13 protein-coding genes are annotated in these 13,835 nt (G+C 71.6%); 3 read left to right on the top strand and 10 right to left on the bottom strand.

Features of this window, described 5'->3' with window-relative positions; translation table 11 throughout:
- Positions 1-61: 61 nt before the first annotated feature.
- From ABZ848_RS35280 to ABZ848_RS35250, 7 genes are all read right to left on the bottom strand, one after another.
- Positions 62-850, bottom strand: a complete 789-nt coding sequence (locus ABZ848_RS35280) for an IclR family transcriptional regulator C-terminal domain-containing protein (RefSeq protein WP_360838563.1) — start codon at positions 848-850, stop codon at positions 62-64.
- Between the two features lie 102 nt (positions 851-952).
- A complete protein-coding gene (locus tag ABZ848_RS35275; RefSeq protein WP_360838561.1) occupies positions 953-1,846 on the bottom strand; it encodes an intradiol ring-cleavage dioxygenase in 894 nt (297 codons plus the stop codon).
- Positions 1,843-2,898, bottom strand: a complete 1,056-nt coding sequence (locus tag ABZ848_RS35270; RefSeq protein WP_360838560.1) for a maleylacetate reductase — start codon at positions 2,896-2,898, stop codon at positions 1,843-1,845. The genes ABZ848_RS35275 and ABZ848_RS35270 overlap by 4 nt, the downstream gene beginning before the upstream one ends.
- A 3-nt stretch (positions 2,899-2,901) precedes the next feature.
- Complete coding sequence (locus ABZ848_RS35265; protein ID WP_360838558.1) at positions 2,902-4,692, bottom strand: FAD-dependent monooxygenase; 1,791 nt, start codon at positions 4,690-4,692, stop codon at positions 2,902-2,904.
- A gap of 110 nt (positions 4,693-4,802) precedes the next feature.
- A complete protein-coding gene (locus ABZ848_RS35260) occupies positions 4,803-5,750 on the bottom strand; it encodes a helix-turn-helix domain-containing protein (RefSeq protein ID WP_360838556.1) in 948 nt (315 codons plus the stop codon).
- 24 nt (positions 5,751-5,774) lie between these two features.
- Positions 5,775-6,575 (bottom strand): CmcJ/NvfI family oxidoreductase, encoded by an 801-nt coding sequence (locus ABZ848_RS35255; RefSeq protein ID WP_360838554.1) that lies wholly within the window; start codon positions 6,573-6,575, stop codon positions 5,775-5,777.
- A gap of 118 nt (positions 6,576-6,693) precedes the next feature.
- A complete protein-coding gene (locus ABZ848_RS35250) occupies positions 6,694-7,581 on the bottom strand; it encodes a LysR substrate-binding domain-containing protein (protein ID WP_360838553.1) in 888 nt (295 codons plus the stop codon).
- A gap of 78 nt (positions 7,582-7,659) precedes the next feature.
- Between ABZ848_RS35250 and ABZ848_RS35245 the strand changes: the two genes are divergently transcribed.
- The 3 genes from ABZ848_RS35245 to ABZ848_RS35235 are packed head-to-tail and all read left to right on the top strand — an operon-like array spanning position 7,660 to position 10,168.
- The gene (locus ABZ848_RS35245) at positions 7,660-8,847 is read left to right on the top strand and encodes a thiolase family protein (protein WP_360838551.1); all 1,188 of its coding nucleotides are present in this window, start codon (positions 7,660-7,662) and stop codon (positions 8,845-8,847) included.
- The gene (locus ABZ848_RS35240) at positions 8,844-9,539 is read left to right on the top strand and encodes a 3-oxoacid CoA-transferase subunit A (RefSeq protein ID WP_360838549.1); all 696 of its coding nucleotides are present in this window, start codon (positions 8,844-8,846) and stop codon (positions 9,537-9,539) included. Before ABZ848_RS35245 ends, ABZ848_RS35240 begins: the two co-directional genes overlap by 4 nt.
- Positions 9,539-10,168 carry a 3-oxoacid CoA-transferase subunit B gene (locus ABZ848_RS35235; protein ID WP_360838547.1) on the top strand — a complete coding sequence of 210 codons (630 nt, stop codon included), beginning with the start codon at positions 9,539-9,541 and terminating at the stop codon, positions 10,166-10,168. Before ABZ848_RS35240 ends, ABZ848_RS35235 begins: the two co-directional genes overlap by 1 nt.
- Here ABZ848_RS35235 and ABZ848_RS35230 read toward each other — a convergent pair.
- From ABZ848_RS35230 to ABZ848_RS35220, 3 genes are all read right to left on the bottom strand, one after another.
- Positions 10,161-11,720: an FAD-dependent oxidoreductase gene (locus tag ABZ848_RS35230; RefSeq protein WP_360838546.1), complete on the bottom strand. Its 1,560-nt coding sequence runs from the start codon at positions 11,718-11,720 to the stop codon at positions 10,161-10,163. The genes ABZ848_RS35235 and ABZ848_RS35230 overlap by 8 nt on opposite strands.
- A gap of 98 nt (positions 11,721-11,818) precedes the next feature.
- Positions 11,819-12,781, bottom strand: coding sequence for an AraC family transcriptional regulator (locus ABZ848_RS35225; RefSeq protein ID WP_360838544.1), 963 nt, complete (start codon positions 12,779-12,781; stop codon positions 11,819-11,821).
- Between the two features lie 56 nt (positions 12,782-12,837).
- Positions 12,838-13,830 carry an alpha/beta fold hydrolase gene (locus tag ABZ848_RS35220; protein ID WP_360838542.1) on the bottom strand — a complete coding sequence of 331 codons (993 nt, stop codon included), beginning with the start codon at positions 13,828-13,830 and terminating at the stop codon, positions 12,838-12,840.
- Between the last annotated feature and the right edge of the window lie 5 nt (positions 13,831-13,835).

Genomic DNA, 13,835 nt, shown 5'->3' with positions numbered 1-13,835 from the left:
GCTGCATATGACGAGTCAACGGTCCACCCAGGGGAGGTGAACCGCCGACATGCGGGTGCGGTCAGGCCAGGCCCTCCCGGGCGTCTCCCCGGGACAGGCCGGCCGAGATGGCGCGGGCCGTCTCCTGGAGGGCGGGCAGGCAGCGGTCCCGCAGGTCCTCCAGGGTCGTGCGGGCGGAGTTCGAGGAGACGCTGAGCGCGGCCACGACCTCCCCGGACTGGTCGTGCACCGGAACGGCGATACCGCGCAGGCCGATCTCCAGGGCCTGGTCGTTCAACGCCCAGCCCCGGACGCGGGCCGTCATGACGACCGCCTTCAGCTGCTCCGGATCTGTCGTGGTGTGCTGGGTGTACGTCTGGAGCGGTGCGGTGAGGTACTTGTCGAGCTCGTCGTCGTCGAGCGTGCCGAGCAGCACCAGGCCCGACGCGGTGGCGTGGGCGGGCAGGCGGGAGCCGATGCCGCCGCCGATGGTCATGACCCGCCGGGTGTGGACCCGGGCGATGTAGACGATGTCCGGGAGGTCGAGCGTGGCCATGGAGCAGGACTCGTCGACCTGGTCGACCAGGTCGCGCATCAGGGGCTTCGCGATCTCGTCGACGCCGAGGGAGGCGAAGTAGTTCCAGCCCAGTTCGAGGATGCGGGGGGTGAGCGAGAAGTGCCGGCCGTCCGAGCGCATGAAGCCGAGCGACTTGAACGTCAGCAGGATGCGGCGCGCCGAGGCCCGGGTGCTGTCGGTGAGCTGCGCGACCTCGCTGACCGTGAGCCGTGGATGCTCCGCGTCGAAGGCCCGCAGGACGGCGATGGCCCGCTCCAGCTGTTCCAGGCGAGGCTCGTCCAACTCGGTGTTCATGGCTGCAGAGTAGACGACCGGACGGGCCCACAGCGCCCAGGTGTGCGCCACGGGCCCGGCCACGGCCGTCCGCGGCAGGCCGGACCCTGCCGCGGACGCGGATCACCCTCGGCCGTCGGCGGGGGCTAGGACGATGTCGAAACGGACCTGCGTCCAAGGGCCGTCCACGTCCCGCCCGTCGGGCGTCGGCGTGCCGGCCGGGCGCTGCTCGAAGTCCTTGACCAGGGACTCCTTGACGCCGAAGACGGTGTCGGAGTCGAGCAGTTCGTCGCCCCGGACGAAGATGTGCGTCACCAGGGTCCGGCACTCGGGCGCCTCGACCATGAAGTGCAGGTGCGAGGCCCGCATCGGCGAGCGGCCGGTCGCCGCCAGCATCCTGCCCACGGGACCGTCGTGCGGAATGGGGTACGGCGTCGGGGTGATGGCCCAGAAGCGGTAGCTCCCGTCGGCCTCGGTGAACAGGTGGGCGCGGGCGGCGGTCCGGTCGTCGTCGTACTGGACGTCGTAGAAGCCGTCCTCGTCCGCCTCCCACACCTCGATCTTCGCCCCGGCGATCGGGGTGCCGTCGGCGTCGCGGACGGTGCCCTCGACCCAGCACGGCTCCCCCGCCGCCCCGAAGGACATGTCCCCGCCCGGCTCGATGCGCGGGGACCCCTCGACGAAGAAGGGGCCGAAGACGGTGGCCTCGGTGGCGTCGCCGTAGGCCTCGTTGTTGATGGCGATGGTCTGCATCGAGGCGCCGAGGGTGTCGGAGAGCAGGATGAACTCCTGGCGCTTGTCGTCGGTGAGATGGCCGACGGCGGTCAGGAACTCGATGCCCTTGGTCCACTCCTCCTCGGTGAGGCGGACGTCGCGCAGAAAGGCGTGGAGATGCTTGACGATGCCCTGCATCAGCTCCTTCAGGCGGGGGTTCTCGCAGGAGTCGAAGGAGCGTTGCACCCGTGCGATCAGGTCTTCCTCGCGGGCGGTCTGCTCCGCGGACACGTCGTTGGTCATGCGGGGTCACTTCCTTCCCAGGCCGCGCGGAGCAGCGCGGTCAGGTTCTGCTCGGTGACGGGGACGGGGTTGTCGGCGGGGATCGCGGCGAGGACGGGGGCCACCGCCCGGGCGATGCCGTCCTCGGGCATGCCGTAGTCGCGCAGGGCGCGGGGGGCGTGGAGTGCCGCGCGCAGGGCGGCGAGTCCCGCCACCGCGGTCGGCGCGCCGAATGCCTCGGCCATGCGCCGCTCGGTCTCCGGCACGGCCGGGGCGTTGAAGGCCAGGACGTGCGGCAGGACCACGGCGTGGGTCTGGGCGTGCGGGAGGTTGAACATGCCGCCCAGCACATGGCAGATCTTGTGGTGCATGCCCGAGCCGGCGGAGGCGAAGGCGACGGCCGCCAAGTAGGCGCCGTACAAAGTCCGTTCACGGCCTTCGAGGTCTCTCGGATCGGCGGCCACGGCAGGCAGGCCCTGCGCCAGGCCCCGGATGCCCTCCCCCGCCAGCGCCCGGTCGATCGGGTCGGCGCGCGGACCCCACATGGAGTCGACGCAGTGGGCCAGCGCGTTGAGGCCGCTGGCCACAGACATCTCGACCGGCAGGCCGAGCAGCAGGGAGGCGTCGTAGACGATCGAGCGGGGCAGGACCCGCGCGTCGACGCCGGTGGTCTTCACCTCGCCCTCGGTCAGGCCCCAGACGTTCGTCGCCTCCGAACCGGCGTACGTGGTGGGGACGGCGACGATCGGCAGGCCGGTGGTCAGCGCGACCGCCTTGGCGAGGCCTGTCGTGGAGCCGCCGCCGACGCACACCAGCGCGTCCACGGCGCCCTCGGTCGCGGCCTTGCGGGCGCGGTCGGCCACGTCGACGGGGACGTGCATGACGACCTCGTCGTGGCGGAGCGCGACGGGCAGGTCCGCGCCGACGCGGTCGGCGAGGGCGGCTTCGGCGGGCGCGGCGATCAGCATCACCTTCGTCGCCTTCAGCGCGGCCACTTCGGCGGCCACCGCGGCCGGCGCGTCACCGGGGGCGAAGACGACCCGCTGGGGCAGCGTCTCGTGGAGGAACCGCACCGGTCAGGCCTTTCCGAGGAGCTGGGCGAGGGCGCCGCGCAGGGCCGCCCCGGGGTCGTCGGCGAGGCTCATGGAACGCCAGGCGACGTGCTTGTCGGGGCGTACGAGGATCGCGCCGGCCTCCTCGACCTCGCGGAGCTTGGCCCAGTCGTAGTAGAGGTCCGTGACCTCGCGGCCGGGGCCGATGACGACCGTTTCCAGCGCGATCCCGAGGTCCCGCGCGACCTTCTCCGCGGCACCGGCCCAGTCCTCGCCGGCGATGCCGGTGAGGAGGGTCCAGCGGGTGTACGGCGCCAGGTCCATCAGGGCGAGCTTGGTGACGTTGTCGCCGACCCAGGCGTGCGGGAGGTGCGCGCCGGGGCTGGTGGACATCGTGTAGTAGAGGTCCTCGTCCCTGCTGGGGGCGGGGCGGGTGCCGTCGGAGACGACGGCGGCGGACTCGTAGAACTGGCCGAGTTCGACGCCGTGCGCGTTGAACTCGTAGTTCTTGGTCTCCATCGCGGCCACCAGGGCGGCCCGCTTGGCCGCGCCCTCGGGGGTGTTGGCCTTGCGCTCCTCGATCAGGTCCCGCATCTCGTCCTCGCTCTTGGCGTCGAGGACGCCGAGGGCCTGGAAGATGTCGACGAACTCGCGGCTGGACTTGTTGGCCCGGGTGACGATCCGCTTCGCGACCGGCGCGCGTTCCGTCGAGTACGTCTCCAGCAGCGACGGGTCCGCCTGCCCGCGCAGTACGGCGGCGAGTTTCCAGGCCAGGTTGTAGGAGTCCTGGACACTGGTGTTGGAGCCCAGACCGTTGCTCGGCGGGTGCCGGTGGACGGCGTCACCGGCGCAGAAGACGCGTCCCTTCTGGAGGTGGGTCGCGTACATCTCGTTGTTGCCCCAGAGGCTGGTGCCGGTGATCTCGACGTCGAGGTCCGGGATGCCCAGCAGCTGGCGCACGATGCGGACGGCCTCGGCCTCGTCGACGACAGGGGGTTCGCCCGCGATGTCGTAGCCCCACACGATCAGCCACTCGTTCCATGGGCGGACCATCCGGACCAGGCCCGCGCCGATGCCGCCGACGTTCGCACCCGGCTGGATCACCCAGTACAGGACCGAGGGCCGATGGCCGACGTAGGAGGCGATGTCGGCCTTGAAGGTGATGTTCATCGAGCCCGCGATGTCCATCGCGCCCTCGTAGGGCAGACCGATGTCCTCGGCGACCCGGGAGCGGGCCCCGTCGGCGCCGATCAGGTACTTGGCCCGGATGTCGTACTCCTGGCCGGTGAGCCGGTCGCGGACCCGGACCGTGACGCCGGTGTCGTCCTGGGTGTGCGAGAGGTACTCGGTGGAGAAGCGGGTCTGGGTGCCGCGCTGGGTGGCGTTCTTGACGAGGATCGGTTCGAGGTACGTCTGCGGGATGTCGACGGTGAGGCAGGGCGAGGCCAGTTGGTAGTCCGCCTCGCGGTCGGGGCGGGTGCCCCAGGTGTGGATACGGCCGATCTCCTCGCCCGCGATGGAGGTGCAGAAGACGGTGTCGCCGACGAGGCCGTGCTCGGTGGCGTCGGCCAGGACCTGGTCCTCGATCCCCATGTCGCGGAAGATCTCCATCGCCCGCTGGTTGGTGATGTGCGCCCGAGGGGTGTTCGCGGTCCACCGGTACTTGGTGATCACGATGTTGTCGACGCCCAGGGTCGACAGGAACAGGGCCGCCGAGGCGCCGGCCGGGCCGGAGCCGACGATCAGGACATCGGTCTCCACCTGTGACGATGCCGGGAGTTCGGTCTCTTGCTGACCGTCGTTGAAGTCGGGCATGGAGCCGCTCACCTTCTTCTCGCGGGGTTCTGAAGGCAGCGTGCGCCCCGTCCCGGTCGTATACGGCGGGTTGGGGTGGCGGACGGCCGAAATCCGTATGCCGCAGGCCCTCAGCCGCCCTGCGCGGCCGTACGGCGCAACTCGCCCGCGGTGACGCCGAAGCGGGCGTGGAAGGTCTGCGAGAAGTGGGCGACCGAGCTGAAACCGCAGGTGGTCGCCACCGTCGCGGTACGGGCCGCACCGGCGCCGGGGCCGGTCAGCAGGCCGTAGGCGAGTTCGAGGCGCCGTCCAAGCACGTAACGCGGGAAGGTCGTGCCCGCGTCCGCGAAGACGCGGGTGAGCTGACGGACGCTGATGCCGATCGCGTCGGCGACCTCGGAGGCCGACAGGCGCGGATCGTGCAGCCGGTCCTCGACATGGGCGCAGGCCAGCGCGCGGTGGACGACCGGTGGCCGGGTGGTGCCGTCGCCCACGAGTGCGGACGCGAGATCGACGATGGCCTGCTCGTCGGGCCGGGTGGGGGTCTCCACGCCGACGGCACGTCCGACGAGGCGGGCGATCGCGCGACCGTACGGGTTCCTCTCGTCCCGGCGGACGATGAGCGGCTGCCCGGCCCGCACACCGTCCGGCAGCGCACGCCGGTCCACCCGCACCGCCAGCTCGTCCAGCCCGTGCCCGAACCCGCGGACGAAACTGCCGTCCGCGTCGCAGACCAGGACGTCGCCGGGCCGGACGATCTGCCACCTGCCCGCCTGCTCGAACTGCGCCTCTCCGCGCAGGGAGACATAGATCGCGAGGGATCCCGTGGGCCGCCGCTCGATGAGATCGGCGGGGCGCTCGACGACATGGGCCGTCGTACGGACCCGGGCCAGATGGACCCGCCCGAGGTCGAGGTTGTCCTCGCGCGCCCGGAAGTCCTCGCCGCCCGGCGTACGGCACTTCAGGGCGATCAGGGCGTCGGCGTTGTGCTCCTCCCAGGCCCGCAGCCGCTCCGCCGACGGCACATGTGCCGTCGAGAAGGCTTGCGCCGGGCGGGGTGCTGCGGGTGCGGGGTGCATGACTCTCAGGGTAGGACCGGCTCGTCAGGCGTAGAAGGCGATGAAGCGGGCTTCGATGCTGCGCCGCGGCACGGCGTCCGGGCCGGCGTCGGGGTTGTGGACCGCGGTGTGCATCACGTCGCCGGTGCGGTCCGGGTCGGAGTCATGGCCCTTGAAGACCACGACCTCGTCCGGGCGCAGGTCGGGGAAGTAGTACCACCGGTGGTCGGGGTTGACCCGGGACAGCCGGGACTCGAAGAAGCAGGAGGGGAAGACCTCGGGCCCCATCACGGTGTCCATCACGAACAGGTCGGAGTCCGGGACGCTCCTCGGGTCGGCGAAGGCCAGCGTGCTGTCCTGCGGTGGCGGTGAGATCGCCCGCCAGGTCTGGTAGACGACGGCCCGGGAGTACGGCGGGATCGGGCCGTCGTCCCGCTCCGACAGCTTCACGAACTCCGCGTGCGACTTCGGTGTGAAGTCGAGGTGGGCGAAGGTCGCGGGAGGAAACCCGTCCATGGTCGGCTTCCACTCGGCGCTGCGGACGACGAGGCCGCTGCGGTGCGGGCGGACGTCGACCGCGCCGGTCAGCTCGCGCAGGAAGGCGCACATCTCCGGGAAGTAGTGCTCCTCCAGCTCCGCCTTCGTCCCGTGCTCCGCGACCGCGCTGCGGTGGTCGTAGAGCCGGAACCCGTTGACTTCGAGGTCGAGGGTGTCGTTGATCGAGCGCGCCTCACGCACGTCGACCGCGACGGGGGCGAACCTCACGTTCATCCGCTCCTGGTCGACGATGTCGAAGCGCGGGCGGCCGTCGACGTCCAGGGCGTAGTTGATGTCGGTAGTGATCATTGCGGTTGACCCTCCTCGATTGTTCGGTCAACGCCCATCTGTTCGGTGAACGTATGACTTGGATGTGCGGGTGTCAACGCAAGGAACACGGAAGGAACAAGGAACAGGGACCGGCCCGTCAGGGCCGGAGCATCCGGCGGATGACGTCGACGGTCCGGCGCAGGTGCGGCTCCGTCCGGTCGGTCCGGTGCGCCACGGCGAGCTCGACCGTGGCGGCCGGGCGGACCAGCGGCCGGTAGGTCACGCCCGCCAGGGCCAGTGCGGTCACCGGCTCGGGCACGACCGCGACCCCGAGGCCCCCGGCCACCAGCGTGACCAGCGTGGAGGTCTCGCCGACCTCGTGCCGGACGTGCGGGTCGAGGCCGGCGTCCCGCAGCAGCCCGAGCACCACGCCGTACATCACCGAGCGCCGGTCGGCGGAGTGGACGATGAGTTCGCTCCGCCCCAGGTCGGCCGCGCGGATCTGCCCCCGCCGGGCCAGCGGATGGTCGGCGGGCAGCGCGACCACCAGCCGGTCGCGGCGCAGCGGGGTGACCGTGAGCGCGGGGTCGTCGACCGGCGGACGCAGCAGGGCGATGTCGATCCCACCCGTCCGCAGGGCCTCGACCTGGTCGGGCGCGAGCATCTCGCCCCGGAAGGCGAAGTCCACGCCCGGCAGTTCGGTCGCGAGGTGCCGGGACAGAGCCGGGAGCAGGCTGTACGTCGCCGAGCCGACACAGCCGATCGCGAGGTGGCCGACGGCTCCGGCCGCGACCCTGCGGGCCTCGTGGGCGGCCTCGTCGACGTCGGCGAGGATCGCGCGGGAGCGGGCGAGGTAGGCGCGGCCCGCTTCGGTCAGGTCGACGCGGCGCGTGGTGCGGTGCAGCAGCTCGACGCCGAGTTCGGCCTCCAGCTGGCGGATCGCCTGGGACAGCGGCGGCTGGGCCATGTGCAGCCGGTCGGCGGCGCGGCCGAAGTGGCGCTCCTCGGCGACGGCGACGAAGTAGGTGAGGTGGCGCAGGTTCACCACTAAGACTCTCAGCATCTCAATTGGGCCGGATATCGGTCCTTCACCGTATCAAGGCCGACGCCTAGCGTGGTCGGCATGACAGCTTTCGTCTATGCCGCCGCCCGCACGCCGTTCGGGCGTTTCAACGGCGCTCTCGCGGACGTCCGTCCCGACGACCTCGCGGCGACCGCGATCGACGGCGTGCTCGCCAAGGCCCCCGGTCTCGACCCCGCCACGATCGGCGAGATCGTGTGGGGCTGCGCCAACCAGGCGGGCGAGGACAACCGCAACGTCGGCCGGATGGCCGCCCTGCTGGCCGGGGTCCCGGTCTCCGTGCCCGCCACCACCGTCAACCGGCTGTGCGGTTCCTCGCTGGACGCCGCGATCATCGGCTCGCGCACCATCGAGGTGGGCGACGCCGACGTCGTACTCGTCGGAGGCGTGGAGTCGATGACCCGGGCGCCCTGGGTGCTCCCCAAACCCGACCGCGCCTTCCCGGCCGGCAACGTCACCGCGGTCTCCACCACCCTGGGCTGGCGCCTGGTCAACTCCCGGATGCCCGAGGAGTGGACGGTCTCGCTGGGCGAGTGCAACGAGCAGCTGCGGGAGCGGTTCGGCATCTCGCGCGAGCGCCAGGACGAGTTCGCGGTCTGCTCCCACCGGCTGGCCGCCGCGGCCTGGGACGAGGGGTTCTACGACGATCTCGTCGTCCCCGTGGAGGGCGCCGACCTCACCCGCGACGAGGGCATCCGTGCGGACTCCTCGCCGGAGAGACTGGCCGCGCTGAAGCCGTCGTTCCGCAAGGACGGCACGATCACCGCGGGCAACGCCTCGCCGCTCAACGACGGTGCCTCGGCCGTGCTGCTGGGCTCGGAGTCGGCGGCGGACGCCATCGGGCGGGCGCCGCTGGCCAGGATCGCCGGTCGCGGTGCGCACGCGCTGGAGCCGCAGGCCTTCGGGTTCGCGCCGGTCGAGGCGGCCGAGCGGGCTCTCGCCCGGGCCGGGGTCAAGTGGGACCAGGTCGGTGCGGTGGAGCTGAACGAGGCGTTCGCGGTGCAGTCCCTGGCCTGCGTGGACGCCTGGGGCATCGACCCGGACATCGTGAACGTCAAGGGGGGCGCCATCGCGATCGGGCATCCGCTCGGCGCCTCCGGGGGCCGCCTGCTCGGCACGCTCGCGAAGGTGCTGGCGGAGCGCGGCGAGCGGTACGGCGTGGCGGCGATCTGCATCGGCGTCGGACAGGCGCTGGCCGTGGTGCTGGAGAACGTGGAGGTGGGCCGATGAGCCGGGCCGAGGTGCTGGAGAGCGTCGACGAGGCGGTGGCCGGGATCGAGGACGGCAGCACCGTACTGGTGGGCGGCTTCGGGATGGCCGGGATGCCCTTCGACCTGGTCGACGGGCTCATCCGGCAGGGCGCGACGGACCTGACGATCGTCAGCAACAACGCGGGCAACGGCGAGGTCGGGTTGGCCGCGCTGCTCAAGGCGGGGCGGGTGCGGAAGGTGATCTGCTCCTTTCCCCGGCAGAGCGACTCGTACGTCTTCGACGAGCTCTACCGCGCCGGGAAGGTCGAGCTGGAGGTGGTCCCGCAGGGCAACCTGGCCGAGCGGCTGCGCGCGGCCGGCGCGGGCATCGGCGCGTTCTTCTGCCCGACGGCGGTGGGCACCCCGCTCGCCGAGGGCAAGGAGGTCCGCACCATCGACGGGCGCGACTACGTGCTGGAGTACCCGATCAAGGGCGATGTCGCCCTCGTCGGCGCCCATCGCGCCGACGGCATGGGCAACCTCGTCTACCGCAGGACCGCCCGCAACTTCGGCCCGGTCATGGCCACCGCCGCCGCCCTCACGGTCGTCCAGGTCACCGAGGTGGTGCCGGTCGGCGCCCTCGACCCCGAGTCCGTCGTGACGCCCGGCATCTACGTCGACCGGATCGTGCCGGTCCGGCAGCGCCGGTACCTGACCCAAGGAGCCCGCTGATGGCACTCACCCCCGACGAGCTCGCCGCCGTCGTCGCCCGCGACATCCCGGCCGGCTCCTACGTCAACCTGGGCATCGGACACCCGACCAAGGTCGCCGACCACCTCCCGGCGGACTCCGGTGTCGTCCTGCACACCGAGAACGGCATGCTCAACATGGGCCGGGCCGCCGTCGGTGACGAGATCGACCCGGACCTGACCAACGCGGGCAAGGTGCCGGTGACCGAGCTGCCGGGCGCGTCGTACTTCCACCACGCCGACTCGTTCGCGATGATGCGCGGCGGTCACCTCGACGTGTGTGTGCTCGGCGCCTACCAGGTCGCCTTCAACGGGGACCTGGCCAACTGGCACACCGGCCGCCCCGACGACATCCCGGCCGTCGGGGGCGCCATGGACCTGGCCATCGGCGCCAAGGACGTCTACGTGATGATGACCCTCTTCGCCAAGAACGGCGCCCCCAAGCTGGTGCCGGCCTGCACCTACCCGCTCACCGGGCGGGCCTGCGTGAGCCGGGTCTACACCGACCACGGGATCTTCGACCTCGCCGGCGGCGAGGTGAAGATCCTGGAGGCCTACGGCACCACCGTCGCGGACCTGTCGGCGGGGCTCGGGCTCGACCGCGTCACCTGAGGCGGTCGGCTCCGCCGGGCCAGACGCCGTAACGGCCCGGCGAGAGCACGCCGTCCGGGTCCACCGCGTCCTTCAGCTTCGCCATGAACCGGTGGTAGGCGCCGTCGTTGAAGGACAGCAGCCCGGCCACGTCGTCCATCAGGTCGAGGTGGGCGCGGTAGGGGACGTACCCCATGCGGCCGAGTTCCCGGACGACCCGGTGCGCGGCGGCCACCGCGGCCTTCACGGCGTCCGCGTCGTTCTTGTCGAAGCCGATGGCCGTGACGACGGCCGCCGCGCGGGCGCTCACCGCCAGGACGCCGATCTGCGGGAGGAAGCCCGCGGCCACGAGGATCTCCTGGATGGCCGCGACGGCCTCGGTCACGGCCGTGCCCTGCATCGGCACCACCGGGGAGACCTCCATGTGGCCGACGAAGTCCGGCATGAGGTCCAGCAGTTCCAGGTGCGGGATGCCGATCTGGGTCTTCTCGGCGTGGTTGGTGATGGTGCCGTACTCGTCCGGGCCGTAGACCCGCCCCTCCTGGACGTACGCGCCGGGGATGCGGCTCCAGGTCTTGACGATCCTCGCGCGCTTGGCCTCCAGGACCTCGCGGTCGTCCCACAGGGCCGTGCGCACCGTCCAGCGGCCGAGCCCGGTCTCCCTGCCGTAGGCCTCCAGCTCCTCCTCGGTCCAGGCCGTGCCCGGTGGTATCGGCAGGCCCTTGATCTGCGAACCGTTCAGCGGGGCGGCGTAGAAGGAGGGCACTCCGCGCACCAGGCCGGCCAGCATCAGGTCACGCACGGCCTCCACGGCGGCGCCGAGGTCGGCGTCGTGCGCGACGCACAGGGAGAGGGACTGGTACGCGTCGGGGGTGGGCTGGAGCCAGACGCCCATCTTGGTGACGATGCCCAGGTTGGACTGGGTGAACAGGGGGTCGAGCGTGGGGCCGACGCCCCGCTTGTAGACGTGCCAGGTCCTGCTGCCGGGCACGGCACCGGTGCCGGTGCGCAGCAGCTCGCCGTCCGGGAGGACCACCTCCATGCCGGTCGGGGCGGCGAAGTCCTGGCCGTTGGCCATGTACGTCATGCCGTTGTCGAGGGAGTTGCCGACCACGCTGCCCCAGCCGATGTCCGGGACGGACAGGCGCAGTTGGTGACCGCCGGCCTCAAGCGCCGCGTGCAGGTCCAGCCAGCGCACACCGGGCTCGACGACGGCGTAGGCGAGTTCCTCGTCGATCTCCAGCACGCGGTTCATCCGCCGCATGCTGATCTGGAGCGAACCGCCCACGCGCGGGGAGGCGCCGCCGTAGCCGTTGTTGCGGCCCTGGGAGCTCGTCCACAACGGCACCCGGAACTCGCCCGCGAGCCTGACGACGGCCTGTACCTGTTCGGTGTTCTCGGGCAGGACGACCGCGGCGCCGTAGTAGGTGGAGTCACCCGGGATCCAGTAGGGGTCCCGGTACTCGCCGAGCTGCTCGTCGTCCAGCAACAGGCCTTCGGCTCCGAGGAGTTCCCCGAGGCGCGACAGGAGTTCCTTCGGCAGGGGGGCGACGGCGGATTCGGGTGCAGTCATCGTTGACCTCATTCCGGTGCGGTTGCCCTGCACGCTGGCATCCGCGGGTCAACGGCCGCCGCCGGTGGCGGAATCGGTCATCCCGGCGGCGTGATTGTTCAAGAACCGGCCGGCGCTCCCGAGCCGTTCAGCACATCGCGCGGCGACACGCCGAAGCGCTGGCGGAAGACGCGGGTGAAGTAGGAGTGGGAGCCGAATCCGCACTCCCGGACCACCTGGCCCACGGAGCGGTGTCCCGGCTCGGACAGCAGCGCGAGCGCGCGGTCGAGGCGTACGTCGGTCACCCAGCCGGCGACGCCGCCGTGGGCGCTGAAGATGCGGGACACCTGCCGCTCGCTGACGCCGAGACCGGCCGCGATCCGGGCCGCCGACAGCATCGGATCGCCGAGGTGCTGCCGGACGAACTCCTGGGCGGCCGCCAGCTGCGCGGACGGATCTCCGGCCCGGGGTCCGACGACCACGGCCCGCAGGGAGGCGAGCACGTCCCGCTCCAGGGCGTGCGGGTCGCCCACGTCGTCGCCCCGCACGGCGGCACCGATCAGCCGGACGAGGGCCGTCCCCTGCGCGGACCCGCCCGTGGCCGGGGACATCTCGAACACCCGGTACGGCTGCGGGATCTCGGCGTGCACGAGATCCTGGTACACCGTCTTGGGCACGGTGAGGTGGAGCTGGTCGACGCCGTGCGCGAAGCCCCGCATCGACGGCACGTCCGTGTCGGCGAGGATCGCCTGCCCCGGCTTGAGGGTGACCGCGCCGTCGCGGTAGTACGCGCAGGTCTCCCCCGCCAGGACCACGGTCAGCACCACCGTGCCGGTGGGATGGCGCTCGATCTCGCGGGCCGTGCGCTCGGCGATGTGCGGACCGGCGGTGATGTGGGCCAGCCGGAGACCGCGGGTGCGCACATTGCGCTCGGTCGCCTCCAGCGGCTCGTCCCCGAGGGTCCGGCAGGTCATCCGTACGAAGGCGCGGGCGTTGTACTGCTCCCACAGCTCCATGCGGCGGGAGACCGGGAGACCGGCCGTCGAGAAGGTCACCGGCGAGCCGGCCGCCTGAAGCACCATCGCCACTCCATCGTGGGACAATGAATCTTTAGATTTCAATCATACGGTCTTTCCGGTCATGCGGTCTTTCCGAGCCAGTCGAGGATGACCTGGAGGACCTCGCGGTTGTTGAGCTCGAACATCATTCCGTGGCCGTTCCCCAGGACCCCGAAGTCCTCAAGGCGCAGCGAGTCGGCCTGGCAGCCGGCCTGCCTGAGGAAGGCCTGCAGATGGTCGTCGAAGCCCCGGAAGTGCGAGTTCGGTGAGGTGACCACGCCGATGGGGACCTCGGCCAGGTGGGCGAGCCTGCGGGCCGGCTCCGCCTGGAGCGTGCGCGGCGGCCCCGCGGGCATGTCGACGGTCTCCAGGCTCAGCTCGGACGCGTCCGACGCCGGCGGATCGAAGGTCAGCGGCGCGCAGGCCAGACCCCAGGACAGCGGCCCGCCCGCCGGGTGCACCACGAACGGCGGGCCGACCGTCTCGATGGCGACCAGCGCCTTGACCAGGGCGGGGCGCGCGTCCGCGAGCAGATAACCGGCCGGGCCGCCGGCGGAGTGGCAGAACACGATCGCCGGTCCGATCCGGTCGAGCAGCGCGGCGAGCCGCCGCTGTTCCAGGGCGTGCATCTCCTCCCAGTCGGCGAGCATCGGCCCGAAACTCGCCGTGACCTGCTGCACGCCGGGGTCCTCGGGCGTACGGCCGATCGGCCACTGGTGATGCGTGTCCGCGAACTGCTCCGGCGCGAAGATCGACAGGAACAGCTCCGCCGACAGCGCCGGGATCGCCGGGCCGAGCACCGCCGGGTCGTGCGGCGAACGGCCGTGGCCCGGCCGGTCGACCACGTGGACGACGTAACCCTCCCGGGCCAGTTGCTGTGCCCAGCCCTCGCGTCCGTCGGGGGTGCCGAGGTAGTCGGTGGCCTGGCCGCCCCCGCCGTGGATGAGCACGACGGGGTAGGGCTGGGTGGGGTTCTCGGGGGTCAGGCGCTCGACGTACATCGAGCCGTAGATCGCGGTGCCGAACTCGGTCGCCGAGAGTTCCCCGGTGATCCAGAAACCGTCACGCTGCATGGTCG

Source organism: Streptomyces sp. NPDC047081, assembly GCF_040643775.1.
Lineage (GTDB): Bacteria > Actinomycetota > Actinomycetes > Streptomycetales > Streptomycetaceae > Streptomyces.
Note: the sequence above shows the minus strand (reverse complement) of the source record. Positions and strands in the feature narration are given on the sequence as shown.

Bases quoted from the DNA above. Each gene is read 5' to 3' on its own strand.
- ABZ848_RS35280 (WP_360838563.1), bottom strand. From the start codon at position 850: ATGAACACCGAGTTGGACGAGCCTCGCCTGGAACAGCTGGAGCGGGCC.
- ABZ848_RS35275 (WP_360838561.1), bottom strand. From the start codon at position 1,846: ATGACCAACGACGTGTCCGCGGAGCAGACCGCCCGCGAGGAAGACCTG.
- ABZ848_RS35265 (WP_360838558.1), bottom strand. From the start codon at position 4,692: ATGCCCGACTTCAACGACGGTCAGCAAGAGACCGAACTCCCGGCATCG.
- ABZ848_RS35260 (WP_360838556.1), bottom strand. From the start codon at position 5,750: ATGCACCCCGCACCCGCAGCACCCCGCCCGGCGCAAGCCTTCTCGACG.
- ABZ848_RS35255 (WP_360838554.1), bottom strand. From the start codon at position 6,575: ATGATCACTACCGACATCAACTACGCCCTGGACGTCGACGGCCGCCCG.
- ABZ848_RS35245 (WP_360838551.1), top strand. From the start codon at position 7,660: ATGACAGCTTTCGTCTATGCCGCCGCCCGCACGCCGTTCGGGCGTTTC.
- ABZ848_RS35240 (WP_360838549.1), top strand. From the start codon at position 8,844: ATGAGCCGGGCCGAGGTGCTGGAGAGCGTCGACGAGGCGGTGGCCGGG.
- ABZ848_RS35235 (WP_360838547.1), top strand. From the start codon at position 9,539: ATGGCACTCACCCCCGACGAGCTCGCCGCCGTCGTCGCCCGCGACATC.
- ABZ848_RS35230 (WP_360838546.1), bottom strand. From the start codon at position 11,720: ATGACTGCACCCGAATCCGCCGTCGCCCCCCTGCCGAAGGAACTCCTG.
- ABZ848_RS35225 (WP_360838544.1), bottom strand. From the start codon at position 12,781: ATGGTGCTTCAGGCGGCCGGCTCGCCGGTGACCTTCTCGACGGCCGGT.
- ABZ848_RS35220 (WP_360838542.1), bottom strand. From the start codon at position 13,830: ATGCAGCGTGACGGTTTCTGGATCACCGGGGAACTCTCGGCGACCGAG.